Below are 20,187 nucleotides of genomic sequence, written 5' to 3' on the forward strand. Positions count from 1 at the left end.
TTCTTCTCCAGAATAACCGGACATTACGGAGGAGAAGAAATGAACACCACCACTTACGTTCTCAAATATACAGAGTATCTCATCAGAAGATGCCGCTCATTGCTAATAACTGACCTGCACTTTCATACCGAGAGGCTTAAGAAAGCATCCGGGAAAATGCCTGACATCAAATCGCCCACGACGTTGAGCGAGAAAATATGTCATCGTCTGGTCTATGACCATAATAACTTCTACACGATGCTTGCCGATAAACTCGCCGTTCGGGCATATGTTTCCGCCAGAACAACGCGCGTGAAAACGGTGCCATTAATTGGCGTTTATGCGAAGACGTCGCAGATTGATTTTTCAGCCCTCCCGGACAAATTTGTCCTTAAGTGCAACCATGACAGCGGCAGCACTGTAATATGTACTCATAAAGCTCAGTTTAATGTCAGAGAAGCGTGTAAAAAACTGAATCTCGCGTTAAAGAAAAATTTGTACTACACCACGCGTGAATGGCAGTACAAAAACATTACGCCAAGTATACTTTGCGAGCCGTATATCGATCTCTTTGATGACGCAGACAGGAACACAACCCCCGAAATGCTGAGGATCCATTGCTTTCATGGCGTCGCGCACTATGTTGAAGCGGATTTTACGGATGATAACGGCAACGGTTTCATCAACGTTTACGACAGACACTGGAATTTACAGCCCTTCCGGATGGAATATCCGAATACGACAGCCGTTGCAGCTGAGCCGCTCTTATTCCGACAGGCATTGTTGGCCTCCCAGGAGCTGGCTGAAGGAATCGACTACTGCCGCGTCGACCTGATGCTTAAAAAGGATGAGATCTATTTCAGTGAGATAACCTTAAGCCCGAAACGCGGTAAGCTGACGATTACCCCGCAGGAATGGGATGCCAGGTTAGGAAAAATGTGGCATTTATCGCCGGCAGGCGCATTTGACCTGCCGCTGAACCTCACGAGTCGGGCCAGGTGAGTTTAAATATCGAGTGGTTTTGCGTCGATAAGGTATAGGTAACATCGCCACCATGCGCCAGCATGATGGCTTTTACCACCGACAAGCCCAACCCACAGCCTTCCGGGTTTAACTGTCTGGCCCCCGTGTCGCGCTGAAAGGGCTGAAATAAGAAATCATGAAACTCTCTGGGGATGCCCGGCCCCTCGTCCTGAATAAGAATAAAATTGCCGCTATCCGAAACGCCATTTTTCACGATGAGTTTGCGCGAGGTGGAATAGTGTAAGGCATTGTCAAATAACACGGTCAGACACTGATTGATGCGTAACGGATCGAATACGCATTGCTGCTCCCTTAGGTCTGCACTGACGGTAAAGTCCTTACGGTTGAATTCTGGCATGAATGTATCGAGCGCATCCTGTATTGCCCCTTTTAGATCCCTTCTCGACGGATGGAGCGTGTATCCCGCTCCACCGTCCGAACTTATGACCCGCAGATCTTCAATCAGACGGGTTAACCCTTCCGTCTGTTTAAGAAGATTAAGAAACAGAACCGGGTCCGGGCTAAAAACACCGTCAACCAGTCCCTGAAGCCGTCCGTGTAAGATCGTGACCGGGGTTCTCAGTTCATGTGCAATAGCGGCATTCCAGGTTTTCCTGTGCATATCCAGCGTCTGTAATTTTTCCGCCATTTCATTGAAATCCGTGACAAGGTGGTTGATCTCACCCAGCCGGGAACTGGCGCAGAACGCCCGTGCGTCCAGATCGCCCTGAGAAATTCTTTTCAGGCTGGACGCTACCGCGTTTAGCGGGGTGAGTATCCGCGACGAGAGTTTGACGGTGAAAAAGAGGGCAATAAACAGGCTGATCGTCGTCGCGGTGCCAATCCATACCCAGTCCCACATCGTCATTTGCTCGTCATCGCTCGAAATCGTCCCGCCCGGAAGGTGATCCAGAATGAAGGAGTAAAATAGCCAGGAGCCCAGTACGGCGATGGCAATTATCGTAAACGTTAACAGCAGCATATACGTTAAGATCTGACGGCTCAGGACAGACTCTTTGTTCATTTCTTTTCCCCAAGCCGATAACCCATGCCTCTGATACTTTCGGGCACGCCGTAAAGACCGGCCAGCTCCAGTTTTTTTCGCAGCTTGCTCATATGGCTGTCGACCGTTCTGTCGAGCGTATCACCTTCCGGCAGACACGCGTTGAGTAACTCTTCCCGGGAACAGACCTTTCGCGGATATCTCACCAGGTAAGTCAGTAATTTAAATTCGGTCGTCGTTAATACCGGGGAAATCGCCTCTGCGCCCACGGTGACTTCTACGTAAAAATCATCCGGATAGACCGTGATAAATGGCGTTCTGAGCGGCAGGGAACTCGCCTGCTGAAGCGCGGGTTTGGTTCTGCGCAGCACCGCCTCAACCCGTGCCACAACTTCAGACGGGTTGAAGGGTTTGATCACGTAATCATCCGCACCCAGTCTCAGCCCCATGAGCTTATCGACATCCTGATCGAGAGCGGAAACCATAATGACGGGGACAGTGCTTTCCTGACGAAGCGTGGTAAGTACGCTCCAGCCGTCACATACGGGGAGGTGAATGTCCAGCAAGATGAGATCCGGCTTATGGAGACGATTGAGCGTTATGGCCTGCTCGCCCTGCCTGGCCCTGAGCGTTTTCATTCCCGAGCGCTCTAAGTAGCTCATCAGTATATCGGCGATTTCGTCTTCATCTTCAACAACAAGGATCAGCGTATTTTTGTGCATGTTATCTCCGCGGGTGAAATCCCTTTAAGCACGCTATCAGATATCTTTAGCACAATAAGACATAGCCTCCGGGAAAAAGTGCCGTGGAAATGAAAATTTCCCGTCTGAATTTAATGCCCGGTTATTTCTCCATACAGTCTACACATTCAGTCAATAAAGACTCGACAATGTCGGTTCAAAATCGCTATTCAGGCATAACCCCCTTTCACTGAGAGTCACTAATTAACACCGTCCGTTCAAGACGCTCTGACGTTGGCTGAGATAACGATCATGGAACTTTCTAAATACTTCTCCACTGGAAAAATTGGCATATATTCCCTGTTCCTGCTGCTGTCATGGGGATTACTTTATATCTGGCTGATGCTGATACACGGAATGGATGAGAAAGTCGCGTCGACGCTACCCTCTTCACCCATCATTTACGGCTGCATCGCATTGTCGGTTGTCTCTCTGATGCTGCAAAATAAAGCCGGCGCATTGCCTGAGCTAATTGTGATTGCCTTCTGGCTGATGGTGATTTTTGTTTATCTTATTATTACGTTCACCGTGCTGTTAAACGCGATGCCCGATATCGAGGATCTGGTCTTTTATTACGAGTGTTATTTGATCATTTTTTTTGGCGGCGCACCGCTGTACCTCATGATAAGAATGATTTGAGCACGTGATCCACACGGCCTCCATAAACCGCCCACTTCCGCTAAACAGGTGCGCGGTAGAGTCTCTACCTCACTCTTTTGCACAAAAAAATAACCAATGCCTCATTTTTTTATCGAACGTCCCATTTTCGCCTGGGTAGTAGCACTGTTTATCGTCCTGACGGGTCTCCTGTCTATTCCTCGTTTGCCGGTTGCGCAGTATCCAGCGGTGGCACCCCCAGGAATCATTATTTCCGTCAGTTACCCGGGGGCCAGCCCCGATATCATGAATACGTCGGTTGTGTCGTTAATCGAGCGCGAAATCTCTGGCGTAGATAATTTGCTCTACTTCGAATCATCAAGCGACACAACCGGTTCGGCATCGATTACCGTCACGTTTAAACCCGGTACGGACATTAAGCTGGCACAGATGGATCTACAAAATCAGATTAAGATCGTCGAGCCTCGTCTTCCTCAGGCGGTAAGACAAAATGGCATTAACGTCGAGGCCGCTAATTCTGGCTTTTTAATGATGGTGGGGTTGAAGTCCACTAACGGTCAGTTCGAGGAAGCCGACTTAAGCGACTATTTTGCCCGAAACGTCAGTGACGAGCTTCGTCGCGTGCCCGGCGTAGGGAAAGTTCAGCTGTTTGGCGGCGAAAAAGCGCTGCGCATCTGGCTGGATCCCCTGAAGCTCCACAGCTACGGCCTTTCGGTGAGCGATGTTCTTACCGCCGTTGGCCAGCAAAATGCCCTGGTTTCGCCCGGTAAAACGGGAGATGAGCCCGCATCTGAAGGACAAAGGGTAACGTACCCCATCACCGTAAAGGGACAGCTCTCCTCGATCGAGGCGTTCAGAAATATCACCCTGAAATCTGACGCATCCGGCGCCCGCCTGAAATTGTCCGACATTGCGCGAATTGAATCTGGACTGCAAAGCTACGCCTTTGGTATCCGTGAAAATGGCGTGCCCGCAACGGCGGCGGCAATCCAGCTGTCGCCGGGTGCCAACGCAATGAGTACGGCTTCAGGCGTGCGTGCGCGCATCGACGAACTTTCTCGGGTGTTACCTAAGGGAATAGTGTTTACGGTTCCTTTCGATACCGCACCGTTTGTGAAACTTTCTATTATGAAGGTTGTTCAGACATTTGTGGAAGCGATGGTCTTGGTCTTCCTTGTTATGCTGCTCTTTCTGCACAAGATACGCTGTACGATTATCCCGGCGATTGTAGCTCCCGTCGCACTTCTTGGCACCTTCACAGTGATGTTATTGAGCGGATACTCCATCAATATTCTGACGATGTTCGGCATGGTGCTCGCGATAGGAATTATCGTTGATGATGCCATTGTGGTTGTGGAGAACGTCGAACGACTGATGGAGGAAAAACGCCTGTCCCCACGGGACGCTACCCGGCAGGCCATGCAGGAGATCACCCCGGCGATTATCGGGATTACGTTGGTGCTAACCGCCGTCTTTATCCCCATGGGGTTTGCTGAAGGATCCGTCGGGATTATCTACCGACAATTTTGTATTTCCATGGCAGTCTCCATACTGCTGTCCGCGTTTCTTGCCCTGACGCTGACGCCTGCCCTGTGCGCAACGCTACTCAAGCCACATAAGGGAGAAACGAGCGGAGGTGGGCGGTTCGCAGCAGGGTTTAATGCGCGCTTTCATAGGCTTACCACCTGTTACGAAGCCGGGCTGGGCGCCGTCCTGAAGCGAACCGGGCGTATGCTGCTCCTGTACGTTGCGCTTTGCGCTGCGCTGTTTTTGGGGTTGTCTTCATTACCGTCGTCCTTTCTCCCGGACGAAGATCAGGGCTACTTTATGTCCTCCATCCAGCTGCCTTCTGATGCCACGATGCAGCGCACCCTTAACGTGGTTAAAAAGTTTGAAGAGGAAATTACGGCCCGGCCGGATATTGAAAGCAACATTATGATCCTGGGTTTTGGATTTTCAGGTTCAGGACCGAATTCGGCTATGGCCTTCACCACGCTGAAGGACTGGAAAAACCGGCACGGCTCGACGGCCCAGGATGAAGCCGACCATATACAGGCCAGCATGGCGAACGTTTCTGATGCCGTCACGATGAGCCTGCTTCCGCCGGCCATTTCGGATATGGGTACCTCCTCAGGCTTCACCTGGTACGTGCAGGACAGAGCAGGACTGGGCTATGAGGCATTAAAGCGCGCTGCCGACGCGCTGGTCCTGCAAGCCAATCAGCGTCCTGAACTGAGTGACGTCTATATAGACGGTCTGCCGGAAGGAACCAGCCTTGCGCTCCAGGTTGACCGGGAAAAAGCGGAAGCGATGGGCGTCTCATTTGATGAAATCAACCAGACGCTCTCCGTCACCCTGGGTTCAAATTACGTCAACGACTATACGAACAATGGCCGCGTTCAACAGGTGATTGTTCAAGCCGATGCGCCCTACCGAATGCAGCCTGAGCAGATACTGAAACTGTCAGTGAAAAACCGGATGGGTGAAATGGTGCCGGTATCAACGTTCGTGTCGATCTCCTGGAACGTTGCGCCGCAGCAGTTGACGCGCTATCAGGGTTATTCTGCTCTTCGCATTACCGGAAATGCCGCGTCAGGAGTATCCAGCGGCACCGCAATGAAGGTTATGGAGAGTTTGTCCAGAGAGTTACCTCAGGGCATGGCGGGCGAATGGGCCGGGAGTTCATTGCAGGAGAGAAAATCGGAATCTCAGCTTCCGGGCCTTATTGTCCTGTCGATACTCGTCGTGTTTATGGTGCTCGCCGCCCTGTATGAGAGCTGGTCTGTTCCTTTTGCGGTCATGCTGGTCGTTCCGTTGGGTCTTATCGGCGCGGTGATAGCGGTGTTTGTTGCCGGCATGACCAATGACGTTTTCTTCAAGGTCGGCCTGATTACGCTTATCGGCCTGTCGGCCAAGAACGCCATTCTGATTGTTGAATTTGCCAGGCAGCTCCATCGCCAGGGGCAGCCCCTGCTGGCGGCAACCATTCATGCCGCCAGCCAGCGCCTGCGTCCGATTCTGATGACATCGCTAGCCTTCAGCTTAGGGGTTGTTCCGTTGATGCTGGCCAGAGGGGCGAGCGACAGTACGCAGCATGCCATCGGTACCGGCGTATTTGGCGGCATGATTAGCGGTACGCTTCTCGCGATCTTCTTCGTACCGGTTTTCTTTATCACGATTGCGCGTTTCGTCGACAATATCAGGAACGCGTGAACACCCTGGTCGAATCACGCTGCCTCTCTGGTTGGATGAGGCGAAGCTGATACCGGGTGATATACTGGACGAATGCTTAAATTTTGCGCCCCCGCGGGTTCGCGGCGCATTCTTCGGGGCAGGCGACTTCGGAGAAGTGCGAGAAATATCGTGACACAAGGGGCCGTGAGTGGGCTATAATTTCGAGCTAATTTCGAATGATTTTGAAATACTGCCTGTAACGCTATGAATTACAAGGCAAAATAAACAATGAATATAAGGATTAAAGCTATGGGTTTTCTTTCCGGTAAGCGCATTCTGGTGACTGGCGTTGCCAGCAAACTGTCCATCGCATACGGCATCGCGCAGGCAATGCATCGCGAAGGCGCTGAGCTGGCGTTCACCTACCAGAACGACAAGCTGAAAGGCCGTGTTGAAGAGTTTGCCGCGCAGCTGGGTTCCAGCATTGTTCTGGAATGCGACGTTGCACAAGACGAAAGCATCGACGGCATGTTTGCTGAACTGGCAAAAGCATGGCCGAAATTCGACGGTTTTGTTCACTCCATCGGCTTCGCGCCTGGCGACCAGCTGGACGGCGACTACGTGAACGCGGTTACCCGTGATGGCTTCAAAATCGCTCACGACATCAGCTCCTACAGCTTCGTTGCGATGGCGAAATCCTGCCGCGCGATGCTGAACCCGGGCGCAGCCCTGCTGACCCTGTCCTACCTGGGCGCTGAACGTGCTATCCCTAACTACAACGTGATGGGTCTGGCTAAAGCCTCTCTGGAAGCGAACGTACGCTACATGGCAAACGCAATGGGTCCTGAAGGCGTGCGCGTTAACGCCATCTCTGCCGGTCCTATCCGCACCCTGGCGGCTTCCGGTATTAAAGATTTCCGTAAAATGCTGGCACACTGCGAAGCGGTTACCCCGATTCGTCGTACCGTTACCATTGAAGATGTAGGTAACTCTGCAGCATTCCTGTGCTCTGACCTTTCCGCAGGCATCTCCGGCGAAGTGGTTCACGTTGACGGCGGCTTCAACATCGCTGCAATGAACGAGCTGGAAATTAAATAAGCTGTGACTCTCTTCCCGCCAGGGAAGAGAGTATTTCCCCCCGCGTCACCCCTTCGTTATTCCGTTCTGCTATTTGTTATCACCTAACAATATTTTTCCCTTTATCTGCCTTACGCCAGGATATTGATCGCCATTTTGAGATCAAGGAACGCACATGGAACAACGCCGTTTTTCCGGCAAAGGCCACTGGTATCACGAGACCCAGTCAAACCACGCGCAGACGGATGTTCTGCCTCTGGTGCCCGAAGCCGCTAACGTCGACGATCGTTTTTTGCTCGATTTAGCCCTGCCTGTTGAGATTGTCGCCGCCTGTTCTGGCTGGCTTACCCCTGCCAGAGCCTTATGCCACCAGCTGTTTCCGCTCTCGATTCCCGTGAACCGCCTGCACACGCTCAGCGCCTACGATCGGCTTAGTACCGCGCTAACGGTCGCACAGGCCTGCGGCGTTCAGCGGCTCTGTAACCATTACGCCGCTCTCCTCGCCCCGCTTCCCGGCCCGGACTCCTCGCGTGAAAGTAACCGGCGTCTGGCGCAAATCACCCAGTATGCCCGCCAGCTCGCCAGCTCTCCTGACGTCATTGATGATAAAGCGCAGAACCAGCTTGATGAGGTTGGGCTGTCAACGTATGACATCGTGGTGATTAACCAGATTATCGGCTTTATCGGTTTTCAGGCGCGCGTCGTCGCGATTTTTCAGGCGCTGCTGGGACACCCTGTTCGCTGGTTGCCAGGCCATCATATTCCGCCGCATACCCTTCCCGCACGTCACGCCGCGTGGGTGCCGCTCTTGCCCGTCGTCGAATTGCGCTATGCAAGTGCGCATCAGCTTGAGTCGCTGTCACGCTGGCAGGCAGAACCCGCGCTGGAGGCGCTAACGCCGGTCCTTTGCCATGAGCCGTCGCTGCTCGACCTGACCGGAGAAATCCTGCTAAACAGCCGCGCAGAGATCCCGAAAACCTCCCCCGCACTTTCGGCGGCGATCGAACTGCTGACGCGCTCTCCGGACCGTTTCAGCGCCGCCCAGTTTACCCCTTTAACCGATCAAGGGCTCAGTGCCGAACACGCGATTGCCCTGCTGACCCAAAGTGCGTTTGACGGCTGGCTCAATCGTCTGAAAGTCGCGTTTGGTAAAGAGGAATAACCATACTAATTACCCAAAGACCGCTTGCTGAGACAGTGAGAATCGCGTAAAACTGTCAGCCGCTCAATGGCTACGAAAATAGAACATTATGTTTCAGGACAACCCGCTGCTAGCGCAGCTTAAACAGCAACTGCATTCCCAGACGCCGCGTGCAGAAGGGGTCGTAAAAGCCACGGAAAAGGGCTTTGGCTTCCTTGAAGTTGACGCGCAGAAAAGCTACTTCATTCCGCCACCGCAGATGAAGAAAGTGATGCATGGCGATCGCGTCATGGCGGTCATTCATACCGAGAAGGACCGGGAGTCCGCCGAACCGGAAGAACTGATCGAACCGTTCCTGACCCGTTTTGTGGGTAAGGTGCAGAGAAAAGACGATCGTCTTTCTATCGTGCCGGACCATCCCCTGCTGAAAGATGCTATTCCCTGCCGCGCCGCCCGTGGCGTTGAGCATGATTTTAAGGAAGGTGACTGGGCCGTAGCAGAAATGCGCCGTCATCCTCTGAAAGGCGACCGCGGTTTTTATGCTGAGTTGACCCAGTTCATCACCTTTGGCGCCGACCATTTCGTGCCATGGTGGGTCACGCTGGCACGCCACAATCTTGAAAAAGAAGCGCCGAACGGCGTGGCGACGGAGATGCAGGAAGAAGGTCTGACGCGTCGCGATCTCACCGCGCTGGAGTTTGTCACCATCGACAGCGCCAGTACGGAAGATATGGATGACGCGCTGTACGCTGAAGAGAGCGCCCACGGCAAGCTGCACCTGACCGTTGCGATTGCCGATCCCACTGCCTGGATTGCCGAAGGCAGCAAGCTGGATGACGCGGCGAAAATCCGTGCCTTCACCAACTACCTGCCGGGCTTCAACATTCCGATGCTGCCGCGTGAACTGTCAGACGATCTCTGCTCGCTGCGTCCAAATGAAGTGCGCCCGGTCCTTGCCTGCCGCATGACCATTGCTGCCGATGGCACGATTGAAGACGATATTGAGTTCTTTGCCGCCACCATCGAGTCGAAAGCCAAGCTGGCCTACGATAACGTCTCCGACTGGCTGGAAAATACCGGCAGCTGGAAGCCTGAATCCGACGCCATTGCCGCGCAGATCCGTCTGCTGCATCGCATCTGCCTGAACCGCAGCGAGTGGCGTAAAACCCATGCGCTGGTGTTCAAAGATCGCCCGGATTATCGCTTTGTTCTGGGCGAGAAAGGCGAAGTGCTGGACATCGTGGCCGAACCGAGACGCATCGCGAACCGCATCGTTGAAGAGGCGATGATTGCCGCCAACATTTGTGCCGCACGCGTGCTGCGCGACAAGCTGGGCTTTGGTATTTACAACGTCCATACCGGGTTCGATCCGGCGAATACCGAAGCGCTGGCGGCCCTGCTGAAAAATCACGATGTGCACGTTGATCCGGAAGAAGTGCTGACCCTGCCGGGCTTCTGCAAGCTTCGCCGTGAACTGGACGCACAGCCGTCAGGTTTCCTCGACAGCCGCATTCGTCGCTTCCAGTCCTTCGCCGAAATCAGCACCGAACCTGGTCCGCACTTTGGCCTTGGCCTCGACGCCTACGCTACCTGGACCTCGCCGATCCGCAAGTATGGCGACATGGTAAACCACCGTCTGCTGAAAGCGATAATCAAAGGCGAAACGATCGCGCGTCCTCAGGACGACACCACGCTGCAGATGGCCGATCGTCGCCGTCTGAACCGCATGGCGGAGCGTGACGTTGGAGACTGGCTGTACGCGCGCTTCCTGCAGGATAAAGCCGGAACCGACACCCGCTTCGCGGCGGAAATCATTGATATCAGCCGCGGCGGGATGCGCGTCCGCCTGGTCGATAACGGTGCCGTCGCGTTCATTCCTGCTCCATTCCTGCATGCGGTGCGTGACGAAATGGTCTGTAGTCAGGAAAACGGTACCGTGCAAATTAAAGGTGAAACAGTTTACAAAGTCACCGACGTGATTGACGTGACTATCGCCGAAGTTCGCATGGAAACCCGCAGTATTATCGCGCGCCCTGTCGCCTGATAACCGGTTCAATTGTCGGCTATTTCCCTTCCGGAAAGGCCGACAATTTTTCTTTTTTATCCCCGCCACAAAATCATTATTTTTCCTTACTATTTTCAGTCTCCCTTCGCCCAAAACCGCCATAATTATCTACAGTAAAAGAGTGTTGTTATATTCGGTTACGTGAATTCCTATACGCTCGGTATCCTTTTTAACCTGACTCGTTTTATTATAAAAAAGCAGGGAAAAACAACAGGTTCACTTCGGTTTTACCGCCGTTTCTCAACGGAAAAGTCGACTGCAAATGAATAATTTGTGCGCTAATGAACAGCTGCGGGAGAAAACATGATGGACGATCTGGAGCAGAATTTGCTGTTTCGCTACATGGGCACTCACAGCCCGTGGTGGCGCTTGTCAGCTGACAGCAACGCTCTGCACCTTTCCACCAGCGAAAATGCCGATGCCACTCAGGTCGTGGCGCTGGACGATGAACAGGCCGATCTCATCCGTCAGTTAACCGTGATTACGTCCAGTATTTCCATGTCGCTCTCCCTGTACGGAGAAGATGTCCCGGTTCATCTTGTTGGCCGGAAAATTACCCGTAACGAGTGGGCCGGAACCGCTTCCGCCTGGAACGATACGCCCTCCGTGGCGCGCGATCTGGCACAGGGGCTCTCATTTGCGGAGCAGGTTGTCTCTGAGGCCAACTCCGTCATTGTTATTCTCGATCAGCACGGCAATATCCAGCGTTTTAACCGGCTTAGCGAAGAGTACACCGGCCTGAAAGAGCATGAAGTGATTGGCCAGAACGTGTTTAAGCTGTTTATGAGCCGTAGCGAAGCGGCAGCGTCAAAGCGTAATATTACCGGTTTCTTTCGCAACGGCAGCTCCTATGAAGTCGAACGCTGGGTCAAGACGCGTAAAGGACAGCGGCTGTTTCTGTTCAGAAACAAATTCGTGCACAGCGGCAGCGGTAAAAATGAAATTTTCCTTATCTGTTCCGGGACCGATATCACCGAGGAGCGCCGCGCTCAGGAGCGGCTGCGCGTGCTGGCCAACACCGATACCATCACCGGCTTGCCAAACCGCAATGCCATTCACGACCTGATTTCTGACGCCATCGACAACCGCGGCGACACGCAGGTGGGCGTGGTGTATCTCGATTTGGATAATTTTAAAAAGGTCAACGACGCTTACGGGCACATGTTTGGCGATCAGCTGTTACAGGCGGTCGCCCTCGCCATCCTGAGCTGTCTGGATAAGGAACAGGTGCTGGCGCGGCTTGGGGGTGATGAGTTCATCGTCCTGGCCACCAATACCTCTCAGGGCTCTCTGGAGGCAATGGCATCGCGCATTTTGACCCGTCTGCGCCAGCCGTTTCGAATCGGCCTGATTGAAATTTATACCGGCTGCTCCCTGGGTATCGCCCTCGCCCCGCAGCATGGCAACGACCGGGAAAGCGTTATTCGTAACGCGGATACCGCGATGTATACCGCCAAAGAGAACGGTCGGGGCAAGTTCTGCGTCTTCTCACCCGAGATGAACCAGCGCGTGTTCGAGTATCTCTGGCTGGATACCAACCTGCGTAAGGCCCTGGATAACGATCAGCTTCTGATCCACTATCAGCCAAAAATCACCTGGCGCGGGGAAGTCAGAAGCCTTGAAGCGCTGGTCCGCTGGCAATCCCCCGAGCGCGGCCTGATCCCGCCGCTGGAATTTATCTCTTATGCCGAGGAGTCGGGGCTGATTGTGCCCCTGGGCCGCTGGGTGATGCTCGACGTGGTTCGCCAGGTGGCAAAATGGCGCGATAAGGGCATAAACCTGCGCGTGGCCGTCAACGTCTCTGCCCGCCAGCTGGCCGATCAGACCATCTTCAGCGACTTAAAGCAGGCGCTGAAGGATCTGAATTTTGAATACTGCCCCGTCGACGTGGAATTAACGGAAAGCTGTCTTATCGAGAACGAAGAGCTGGCGCTGTCCGTGATCCAGCAGTTCAGCAAGCTCGGGGCACAGATTCATCTGGATGATTTTGGCACCGGCTACTCTTCCCTTTCGCAGCTGGCCCGCTTCCCTATCGACGCCATTAAGCTCGATCAATCCTTCGTCAAAGATATTCATAAGCAGTCCATTTCGCAGTCGCTGGTGCGCGCTATCGTCGCGGTAGCGCAGGCGTTAAATCTGCAGGTCATTGCCGAAGGCGTGGAAAGTGCAAAAGAAGACGCCTTTCTGACCAAGAACGGCGTCAACGAACGGCAGGGTTTTCTGTTTGCTAAGCCGATGCCCGCTGCCGCATTCGAGCGATGGCTAAAACGTTATCAAGCGCGAAATCAACGTTAACTGGCTTTACGCAGGCCCGCCGCGTGATGGCGATTTTGCAGCGTGACCAGACGCTCCATGTAGGCGATATCTTTCGGCTCCAGGCAGAAAGCAGCATCAACCCAGTCTTCCGTGATGTCCATCAGTTCACTGCGCGGCAGCTGCAGAACCCGCGTCCGGGCGCGCAGCATTGCCCTTATGCCGTTCAGCTTTGGCCGCAGCGTATCGATGAAGGTTCGGGTGGAGACATAGCTTTGTCCGGGCTCAAACAGCAGATCCACCAGTCCGTGCTGTGCATACCATTCCGCCGTGTGGGATTCCCCTTTATAGATGAGCTCCTCCGCCAGCTTCATGCCTGAACGGCGTGCTACAAGGGAATATCCCCCCATGCCCGGAAACAGGTTGAAGGCAATCTCCGGGAAGCCCAGACGGGCATCGCGCTGCGCCAGGACAAAATGATGCGCAAGCGCCGCCTCAAACCCGCCCCCTAACGCACTGCCTTCGACCATTGCCAGAGAGATGGCGCCCGTATCAAACCCCCGTGACGCCGCATGGACGCAGTCAACGCAGGCGCGAGCGTAAGCCCGTAACGCTTCCCGACGACCGTTCTGTATGCACTCGACGAAGAACTGTAAATCACCGCCCGCATTGTACATCTCGGGAACCAGCGATCCGGTTACCCAAAAATCAACCGCAAAACCTGACTGGCGAACCAGCCAGGAAAAGTTCATGATCTCCTCAATTAACGCATGGTTAAAGCAAGGACGCGGCTGCGCCCGCAGCATCATCCAGACGGTGTGACGCTCCGCCTCGTAATACCCTGACAGCTGCGTGAACCGTTCAGTATCGGTAAAGAGTGTGCAGGTAGGCTGATTGATAACTGTCATAGTCTAATTCCTCTTATAAAGAAGCGCCTTGCGCGCAGTTTTAGACTAATCCACCCATTAAGCCTGCTGTATGAGGGGGAATAAATTTATCACTTACGTTTATGTAATTTAGTTATTGCGTTTTTTCCCTTCTCTTTTGATCCTAATTTCTGCATCATTGAAAATATTAACTTTTCGCGCCTGGGGTGAGATGATGTCGACTATTGACGCACAAGCTGTAGCACAACGAATTGATACCGTCCTGGATATCCTGGTAGCGGGCGATTATCACTCTGCTATCCGTAATCTTGAGATCCTGAAGTCTGAACTTCTTGCGCAGAATGGTGCTGATAATGCACCCGACAACCGACAGCCAAAAGCGCCGTGGGAAGTTTAACCCACCGCCTCCGACCTCGTTTCGCTTTATTAAATGGATGCTATGAATTCCCGACAACAACTCATTTTGCAGATGGTCATCGATCAGGGACGCGTAAGCGTCGTCGATCTCGCTAAAACCACCGGCGTGTCTGAAGTCACAATCCGTCAGGATCTTAATCTGCTGGAAAAACAGAGCTACCTGCGGCGCGCCCACGGGTATGCGGTTCCGCTGGACAGTGATGACGTTGAGACGCGCATGATGAACAACTACGCGCTCAAACGTGAACTGGCGGAATTTGCCGCTTCCCTGGTGAACAACGGCGAGACCGTCTTTATTGAAAACGGCAGCAGTAACGCCCTTCTGGCACGCACGCTAGCCGATCAAAAAGACGTAACCATTATCACCGTCAGCAGCTATATCGCGCATTTGCTCAAAGAGACGCGCTGCGAGGTGATTCTGCTCGGCGGCATCTATCAGAAGAAAAGTGAAAGCATGGTCGGCCCGCTGACCCGTCAGTATGTCCAGCAGGTGCATTTCAGCAAGGCTTTTATCGGAATTGACGGCTGGCAGCCGGAAACAGGTTTCACCGGCCGGGATATGATGCGCTCTGACGTCGTGAATGCCGTCCTGGAGAAAGAGTGTGAAGCCATCGTGCTCACCGACAGCTCTAAATTTGGCGCCGTTCACCCGTATACGATGGGCCCCGCTTCACGGTTTAGCCGCGTCATTACCGATGACCGTTTGAGCGAAGCGCACCGCAATAAGCTCGAAGACAGCGGTTTGATCGTCAATATTATTCAAACCAGCGCCTGATTTACCTCCGCGCCCAAATGTTGGGCGCATATATCCTTTCTCTGAGATGATTCTTAACCCTGCTTTAAGAGTTTTTACCTGTTTAACCCGCCTTAAAGTCGTAAAATTAATGTTAGCGATATAACAGGAAGTGACTATCACCTGCGTGATTACGTAACGCCTGCGCGACCAGCTTTCACGGAAAACAGAATTAAGTATTCGGCTCGTCTATACTTAAGGTGTCCACCTTTCCGTGAATCGATAATTCAGGAGAAAGTATTATGACCTTAACCAGCAAAAAATTAGCCGCCGCTGTTCTGGCAATCACTGTAGCAATGTCCCTGAGCGCATGCTCTAACTGGTCTAAACGTGACCGTAACACCGCTATTGGTGCGGGTGCCGGTGCTTTGGGTGGTGCAGTATTAACGGATGGTAGTACGCTGGGTACATTAGGCGGCGCTGCTGTCGGTGGTATTATCGGTCACCAGGTTGGCAAATAATTATTATCTGAGCCTTCCCCGATATTGCGATATTTGAACGCATTTATGGTCTGACATACGCACGTATATAACACGAGCCACGGCATTTGCCGTGGCTCATTTATTTTAACCGCCTGCCAGTTTAACCTTCATCCCTTTGGCTTCCAGCAGGGATTTTATTAAATCGCGCTTATCTCCCTGGATTTCAATAATGCCGTCCTTCACGGCACCGCCGCAGCCACATTTCTTTTTCAGTTCGGCCGCCAGCTTCGTCAGTTCCACATCGTCCAGGTCAATGCCGGAGATCAGACAAACCCCTTTGCCCTTTCGTCCACTGGTCTGGCGCTGGATGCGAACAATGCCGTCTCCCTTTGGGCGCTCCACTTTCGTTTTCGGTTCGTCGATTCGTCCGCTCTCGGTTGAGTAGACCAGACGGCTGTTGGAATCGGTCATTACGCCCCCTTTTTCAGCGATGCGTTGATAGCCTTTAACGTCTCTGCCGGGTTGGCAGACTGCGTCACCGGACGCCCGATAACCATATAGTCAACGCCAGCGGCCAGCGCCTGCTCAGGCGTCATAATACGGCGCTGATCGCCCACGTCGCTGCCCGCAGGACGGATCCCCGGCGTGACCAGTTTAAAATCCTGGCCCAGCGCTGATTTGAAACGTACCGCTTCCTGTGCGGAGCAAACAACGCCATCCAGGCCGCACTGTTTCGTCAGACGCGCGAGACGTTCTGCATGCTCGGCGGGTGACAACGTCACGCCCAGGTCGCGCAGATCGTTTTCGTCCATGCTGGTCAGCACGGTGACGGCGATCAACAGTGGGGCATCCTTACCGAACGGCAGGAGCGCCTCACGGGCGGCCGTCATCATTCTTGCCCCACCCGATGCGTGAACGTTGACCATCCATACGCCAAGCTCTGCGGCTGCGGCAATGGCGTGCGCCGTAGTATTCGGGATATCATGGAATTTCAGGTCGAGAAAAACGTCAAAGCCGCGCTGCTGCAGATCGCGAACGATTTGCGGTCCAAACAGCGTGAACATCTCTTTGCCAACTTTCAGACGGCAGTCGCGAGGGTCGATGCCGTCGACAAACGCCAGTGCAGCGTCACGCTTATTGTAATCAAGCGCTACAACAACAGGAGAATCCGTAATTATGCGGGAAGTGGAGGATGTAACAGACGTCATGACCAGCCCTTTTCGTCTATGGGCGCGCAGCGGCGCGGAACAGATAAACGGCCAGCATTCTACCTGCCGACGCCGCAAATTGACAGGGTCCATTTATCCGCCTGCCAGGCCGACTAACCGCACTGGGGTCAAAAAGTGTTAAAAGCCATCAGTATGTTGTAACTAAAATGAGGGGTTTTAAAAAATTACTGCCCGTCCAGGCCACGGATTGGCTTGATGGTGGACCAGGCGCGGCAGGAAGGACAGTGCCAGTAGAGCGTATACGCCGTAAAACCACACTTCTGGCAACGGTAGCGAGGCTTGCTGCGCACCTGCTCGCCAACCATGTCGCGCAGCACCATCAGGCTCTCTTTCGCGCGCCCTTCTTCCGCATCGTTCAGGTGGTAATCCATCAGCTTATGGAAGACCCGCATGGTAGGATGACGCTGCAGCTGACGCGTAATATACACCTGCGCGGTGTCGCTTCCCTCGTACTGCTCAACAACGTCGGAGAGCATCAGTTCGGCAGTGGCGCCGGTATTCTCTTCCACGCAGCGACGCAGGAAGGCGACCCACTCCTCCTGCTTGTCTAGCTGCTGATAGCAGGTTTGCAGCATCTCCAGCGTTTCACTGACCAGCTCTTTGTCCTGGTCAATAACGCGCAGCAGGCTTTCAACGGCTTTGGCGTAATCGCCACTCGCCATAAAGACGCGTCCCATCATGATGGAGATACGCGCGCTGTTGCGGTCCGCGGCGGCACCTTTCTTCAGCAGCGCCATGGCTTTATCCATGTCGTCGTTGCCCATCTGCTGAAGCGCAAGCTCGCAGTAGAAATGGGCTATCTCTACGCGCTGCTTATCTTTACCCAGCTTCACCAGACGCTCAGCCGTATCAATGGCTTTCTGCCAGTCGCTGGTGGCCTGATAAATCTGCAGTAGCTGCTGCAGCGCGCCGATGCGGAAATCGGTCTCATCCACCAGCTGCGAGAACATATCTTCAGCGCGATCGTAAAGCCCCGCAGCCATGTAATCACGCCCCAGCTGCTGCACCGCAAGCAGACGTTGATCGTAGGTTAGCGAGGCGCTTTCCATCAGGGTCTGGTGAATACGGATGGCGCGATCGACCTCGCCGCGCGAGCGGAACAGGTTACCCAGGGTGAGATGCGCTTCAACCGTCCCCGTATCCTCTTTCAGCATATCGAGGAACAGGTCTACCGCTTTGTCCTGCTGATTGCTCAGAAGGAAGTTCACCCCCGCAACATAGTCGCGGGAGAGCCGGTTGGCCTCATCCTGTTTTGTTTGTTGCGCACTTCTGCGGCCCATATACCAGCCATAGGCTGCGGCTACAGGCAAAAGCAGAAACAACAACTCCAGCATAGTCGTTTATTCCTTCACGACCGGCACGCCAGAGCTTTCCGGAATGTCAGACGCAGGGGCAATGTTATTTTCGAGTCGCTTAATTTTACGTTCAGCGCGCGCAAGAGAAACACGGACTTTCAGCCAGAACAGACCGCAAACCAGCCACCCAATGGCAAAGCCGGCAGCAAATAAGACCGCCAGCAGGCTTGATACGCGATACTCACCCTGAGCCAGCAGATAGTTAAACGTCACCTGCTGATCGTTTTGTGCACCCAGCGTGACTGAAATGACAAAAATCGCCAATACCAGTAAGAAAATGAGTAAATATTTCACATGACTTCCCGTTATGTGGTTCAAGCGAATAAAGTGTGTTCAACTCACCGCAATCAGCCTTATAAACTACCATTTTAGCGACGGGCGCGAAACGGAAAAAGTGACGCGCCCGTCATGGATTTGTGGGCTAAATACGAAATATCAACCGTCAGGCGTCCGTTTGGTCCCTTTCAGCGATTTCTTCTTTCTCTTCCGGCGGCGGCGTTAGCGGTCCGAAGAACCGTTCAGCAAGCCAGGTCGCCAGCGTGACCAGCAGCCATGAGATCAGCGTAGCGACGACAAGGTCCCGCGGCCAGTGCATTCCCAGCAGCAAGCGGCTGCCCATTACCCCCGTTGCCCAGACCAGTAAAATCGCAATAGTAATCGTCCTTCGTCTTGGCCAAAGCAGCCCAACGCCCAGCAATGCCCAGCTGGCCGCAAACATGGTGTGACCGGAAGGAAATGCGAATCCCGTCTCTTTCTGCCAGTGTTTACGCAAGAATTTCGGGATATCCTGCTGTTCCGCAAGCTGTTCTTTCACCAGCACTGCGCGATCTTTACGTTTTAAAGTGTAGAACTCATCCACCGGAACATGATGCGTTTTTTCCAGCCAGACGACAAAAGGACGCGGTTCCTGAACGCGATCTTTCACCCAGGACTTCACGCCCTGACCGATAAGGATAGCGCCGCCGAGGATTGCAAAGAGCATCAGCGCCGCGCGCAGACGAAAGCGCAGGCACCACAGAAACCAGGCGCAAAGGAGTACGTGGGTAATAATTCCCCACGGCTGAGTGACCGTTTCCGTTATCCAGTATAACGTTTTCAGCCACAGGGCATTCTGCCCGGGCTGCCACATCCAGCCTGAAAGCCATACGGCCAGAGGCATAATCAGTAAAATGGCCGCGCCTGCTGCCGTACGTCTGGCGATTGAAAGCATGTCTTCTCCTTTTTCGCTAAGCATCACAATCATAACTGAAATTCCGCCGCCGGGTGGAGATGTCGGATCGTGCGTTTAACGTTCATATAGCGTGGTAGCCATTAGGCGAACCTGCCGAGCTTGTGGCAAAATGAATTGATACAGAAAGCAAAAACAGGGCAAAGACACGAAACGTGTCAGCCTGGTCTGGAGAATCACATGCAGCTTAAACGTGTGGCAGAAGCCAAACTGCCAACCCCATGGGGCGATTTCCTGATGGTGGGTTTTGAAGAACTGGCAACCGGACAGGATCATGTCGCGCTGGTGTATGGCGACATTTCAGGGCAGACGCCGGTGCTGTCCCGCGTCCATTCAGAGTGTCTTACCGGCGATGCGCTGTTCAGCCTGCGCTGTGACTGTGGTTTCCAGCTGGAAGCCGCCCTGTCTCATATCGCAGAAGAAGGTCGCGGCGTGCTGCTTTATCACCGTCAGGAAGGCCGTAACATTGGTCTGCTGAATAAAATCCGCGCTTACGCGCTTCAGGATCAGGGCTACGATACGGTAGAAGCAAACCACCAGCTCGGCTTTGCCGCTGACGAGCGTGACTTCACCTTATGCGCCGATATGTTCAAGCTGCTGGGCGTGGACGAAGTTCGCCTGCTGACCAATAACCCGAAAAAGGTGGAGATCCTGACCGAAGCGGGGATCAACATCGTCGAGCGCGTACCGCTGATTGTCGGCCGTAACCCGAAAAACGCCCACTACCTTGACACCAAAGCCGCCAAAATGGGCCACTTGCTGAAAGAGTGATGCTAAAAAGCC

Annotated in this window: 19 protein-coding genes; 11 read left to right on the forward strand and 8 right to left on the reverse strand. The window is 53.6% G+C overall.

Features of this window, described 5'->3' with window-relative positions; genetic code table 11:
- Positions 1-39: 39 nt before the first annotated feature.
- Positions 40-981 carry an ATP-grasp fold amidoligase family protein gene (locus tag ACMWKK_RS04555; protein WP_112780115.1) on the forward strand — a complete coding sequence of 314 codons (942 nt, stop codon included), beginning with the start codon at positions 40-42 and terminating at the stop codon, positions 979-981.
- Here ACMWKK_RS04555 and ACMWKK_RS04560 read toward each other — a convergent pair.
- Complete coding sequence (locus tag ACMWKK_RS04560; RefSeq protein WP_161656415.1) at positions 962-2,026, reverse strand: ATP-binding protein; 1,065 nt, start codon at positions 2,024-2,026, stop codon at positions 962-964. The two genes, ACMWKK_RS04555 and ACMWKK_RS04560, sit on opposite strands and share 20 nt — an antisense overlap.
- The gene (locus ACMWKK_RS04565; protein ID WP_045329348.1) at positions 2,023-2,727 is read right to left on the reverse strand and encodes a response regulator; all 705 of its coding nucleotides are present in this window, start codon (positions 2,725-2,727) and stop codon (positions 2,023-2,025) included. Before ACMWKK_RS04565 ends, ACMWKK_RS04560 begins: the two co-directional genes overlap by 4 nt.
- A 270-nt stretch (positions 2,728-2,997) precedes the next feature.
- On the opposite strand from ACMWKK_RS04565, the gene ACMWKK_RS04570 reads away from it, so the two are divergent.
- From ACMWKK_RS04570 to pdeR, 6 genes are all read left to right on the forward strand, one after another.
- Positions 2,998-3,384, forward strand: coding sequence for a transporter (locus tag ACMWKK_RS04570; protein WP_112780113.1), 387 nt, complete (start codon positions 2,998-3,000; stop codon positions 3,382-3,384).
- 96 nt (positions 3,385-3,480) lie between these two features.
- Positions 3,481-6,576, forward strand: a complete 3,096-nt coding sequence (locus tag ACMWKK_RS04575; RefSeq protein WP_112780112.1) for a multidrug efflux RND transporter permease subunit — start codon at positions 3,481-3,483, stop codon at positions 6,574-6,576.
- A 270-nt stretch (positions 6,577-6,846) separates the two neighbouring features.
- On the forward strand, positions 6,847-7,635 hold the full coding sequence (fabI, locus tag ACMWKK_RS04580; protein ID WP_003856831.1) for an enoyl-ACP reductase FabI: 789 nt from the start codon (positions 6,847-6,849) through the stop codon (positions 7,633-7,635).
- Positions 7,636-7,789: 154 nt separating this feature from the next.
- Positions 7,790-8,776: a carboxymuconolactone decarboxylase family protein gene (locus ACMWKK_RS04585; protein WP_112780111.1), complete on the forward strand. Its 987-nt coding sequence runs from the start codon at positions 7,790-7,792 to the stop codon at positions 8,774-8,776.
- 88 nt (positions 8,777-8,864) lie between these two features.
- Positions 8,865-10,799, forward strand: coding sequence for an exoribonuclease II (locus ACMWKK_RS04590; RefSeq protein WP_112780110.1), 1,935 nt, complete (start codon positions 8,865-8,867; stop codon positions 10,797-10,799).
- A gap of 324 nt (positions 10,800-11,123) precedes the next feature.
- On the forward strand, positions 11,124-13,115 hold the full coding sequence (gene pdeR / locus ACMWKK_RS04595; protein WP_045329352.1) for a cyclic di-GMP phosphodiesterase: 1,992 nt from the start codon (positions 11,124-11,126) through the stop codon (positions 13,113-13,115).
- Here the strand turns inward: pdeR and ACMWKK_RS04600 are convergent.
- Positions 13,112-13,981: a crotonase/enoyl-CoA hydratase family protein gene (locus tag ACMWKK_RS04600; protein WP_045329353.1), complete on the reverse strand. Its 870-nt coding sequence runs from the start codon at positions 13,979-13,981 to the stop codon at positions 13,112-13,114. The two genes, pdeR and ACMWKK_RS04600, sit on opposite strands and share 4 nt — an antisense overlap.
- Positions 13,982-14,174: 193 nt before the next feature.
- Here ACMWKK_RS04600 and ACMWKK_RS04605 point away from each other — a divergent pair, with 193 nt between their 5' ends.
- From ACMWKK_RS04605 to osmB, 3 genes are all read left to right on the forward strand, one after another.
- Positions 14,175-14,357, forward strand: a complete 183-nt coding sequence (locus ACMWKK_RS04605) for a hypothetical protein (protein WP_112780304.1) — start codon at positions 14,175-14,177, stop codon at positions 14,355-14,357.
- Between the two features lie 42 nt (positions 14,358-14,399).
- The gene (locus ACMWKK_RS04610; RefSeq protein WP_045329355.1) at positions 14,400-15,152 is read left to right on the forward strand and encodes a DNA-binding transcriptional regulator YciT; all 753 of its coding nucleotides are present in this window, start codon (positions 14,400-14,402) and stop codon (positions 15,150-15,152) included.
- A 260-nt stretch (positions 15,153-15,412) separates the two neighbouring features.
- Positions 15,413-15,631: an osmotically-inducible lipoprotein OsmB gene (gene osmB, locus ACMWKK_RS04615; protein WP_008501216.1), complete on the forward strand. Its 219-nt coding sequence runs from the start codon at positions 15,413-15,415 to the stop codon at positions 15,629-15,631.
- A gap of 105 nt (positions 15,632-15,736) precedes the next feature.
- Here the strand turns inward: osmB and yciH are convergent, their stop codons facing one another.
- The 5 genes from yciH to pgpB all read right to left on the reverse strand — a co-directional run bounded on the left by yciH (position 15,737) and on the right by pgpB (position 19,386).
- Positions 15,737-16,063: a stress response translation initiation inhibitor YciH gene (gene yciH, locus ACMWKK_RS04620; RefSeq protein ID WP_045329356.1), complete on the reverse strand. Its 327-nt coding sequence runs from the start codon at positions 16,061-16,063 to the stop codon at positions 15,737-15,739.
- Positions 16,063-16,800 (reverse strand): orotidine-5'-phosphate decarboxylase, encoded by a 738-nt coding sequence (gene pyrF / locus ACMWKK_RS04625; protein WP_112780303.1) that lies wholly within the window; start codon positions 16,798-16,800, stop codon positions 16,063-16,065. Before pyrF ends, yciH begins: the two co-directional genes overlap by 1 nt.
- Positions 16,801-16,985: 185 nt before the next feature.
- Complete coding sequence (gene lapB, locus ACMWKK_RS04630) at positions 16,986-18,155, reverse strand: lipopolysaccharide assembly protein LapB (protein WP_045329357.1); 1,170 nt, start codon at positions 18,153-18,155, stop codon at positions 16,986-16,988.
- 6 nt (positions 18,156-18,161) lie between these two features.
- Entirely contained in the window at positions 18,162-18,470 is a 309-nt protein-coding gene (locus ACMWKK_RS04635) for a LapA family protein (RefSeq protein ID WP_023312067.1), read from the reverse strand.
- 148 nt (positions 18,471-18,618) lie between these two features.
- Complete coding sequence (pgpB, locus tag ACMWKK_RS04640; RefSeq protein ID WP_406542755.1) at positions 18,619-19,386, reverse strand: phosphatidylglycerophosphatase B; 768 nt, start codon at positions 19,384-19,386, stop codon at positions 18,619-18,621.
- A gap of 198 nt (positions 19,387-19,584) precedes the next feature.
- On the opposite strand from pgpB, the gene ribA reads away from it, so the two are divergent.
- Positions 19,585-20,175: a GTP cyclohydrolase II gene (gene ribA, locus ACMWKK_RS04645; RefSeq protein ID WP_008501210.1), complete on the forward strand. Its 591-nt coding sequence runs from the start codon at positions 19,585-19,587 to the stop codon at positions 20,173-20,175.
- Positions 20,176-20,187 lie beyond the last annotated feature (12 nt).

Source organism: Enterobacter sp. 01-M-03-SI-ECC, assembly GCF_047530215.1.
Lineage (GTDB): Bacteria > Pseudomonadota > Gammaproteobacteria > Enterobacterales > Enterobacteriaceae > Enterobacter > Enterobacter chengduensis.

Bases quoted from the DNA above. Each gene is read 5' to 3' on its own strand.
- ACMWKK_RS04555 (WP_112780115.1), top strand. From the start codon at position 40: ATGAACACCACCACTTACGTTCTCAAATATACAGAGTATCTCATCAGA.
- ACMWKK_RS04560 (WP_161656415.1), bottom strand. From the start codon at position 2,026: ATGAACAAAGAGTCTGTCCTGAGCCGTCAGATCTTAACGTATATGCTG.
- ACMWKK_RS04565 (WP_045329348.1), bottom strand. From the start codon at position 2,727: ATGCACAAAAATACGCTGATCCTTGTTGTTGAAGATGAAGACGAAATC.
- ACMWKK_RS04570 (WP_112780113.1), top strand. From the start codon at position 2,998: ATGGAACTTTCTAAATACTTCTCCACTGGAAAAATTGGCATATATTCC.
- ACMWKK_RS04575 (WP_112780112.1), top strand. From the start codon at position 3,481: ATGCCTCATTTTTTTATCGAACGTCCCATTTTCGCCTGGGTAGTAGCA.
- fabI (WP_003856831.1), top strand. From the start codon at position 6,847: ATGGGTTTTCTTTCCGGTAAGCGCATTCTGGTGACTGGCGTTGCCAGC.
- ACMWKK_RS04585 (WP_112780111.1), top strand. From the start codon at position 7,790: ATGGAACAACGCCGTTTTTCCGGCAAAGGCCACTGGTATCACGAGACC.
- ACMWKK_RS04590 (WP_112780110.1), top strand. From the start codon at position 8,865: ATGTTTCAGGACAACCCGCTGCTAGCGCAGCTTAAACAGCAACTGCAT.
- pdeR (WP_045329352.1), top strand. From the start codon at position 11,124: ATGATGGACGATCTGGAGCAGAATTTGCTGTTTCGCTACATGGGCACT.
- ACMWKK_RS04600 (WP_045329353.1), bottom strand. From the start codon at position 13,981: ATGACAGTTATCAATCAGCCTACCTGCACACTCTTTACCGATACTGAA.
- ACMWKK_RS04605 (WP_112780304.1), top strand. From the start codon at position 14,175: ATGTCGACTATTGACGCACAAGCTGTAGCACAACGAATTGATACCGTC.
- ACMWKK_RS04610 (WP_045329355.1), top strand. From the start codon at position 14,400: ATGAATTCCCGACAACAACTCATTTTGCAGATGGTCATCGATCAGGGA.
- osmB (WP_008501216.1), top strand. From the start codon at position 15,413: ATGACCTTAACCAGCAAAAAATTAGCCGCCGCTGTTCTGGCAATCACT.
- yciH (WP_045329356.1), bottom strand. From the start codon at position 16,063: ATGACCGATTCCAACAGCCGTCTGGTCTACTCAACCGAGAGCGGACGA.
- pyrF (WP_112780303.1), bottom strand. From the start codon at position 16,800: ATGACGTCTGTTACATCCTCCACTTCCCGCATAATTACGGATTCTCCT.
- lapB (WP_045329357.1), bottom strand. From the start codon at position 18,155: ATGCTGGAGTTGTTGTTTCTGCTTTTGCCTGTAGCCGCAGCCTATGGC.
- pgpB (WP_406542755.1), bottom strand. From the start codon at position 19,386: ATGCTTTCAATCGCCAGACGTACGGCAGCAGGCGCGGCCATTTTACTG.
- ribA (WP_008501210.1), top strand. From the start codon at position 19,585: ATGCAGCTTAAACGTGTGGCAGAAGCCAAACTGCCAACCCCATGGGGC.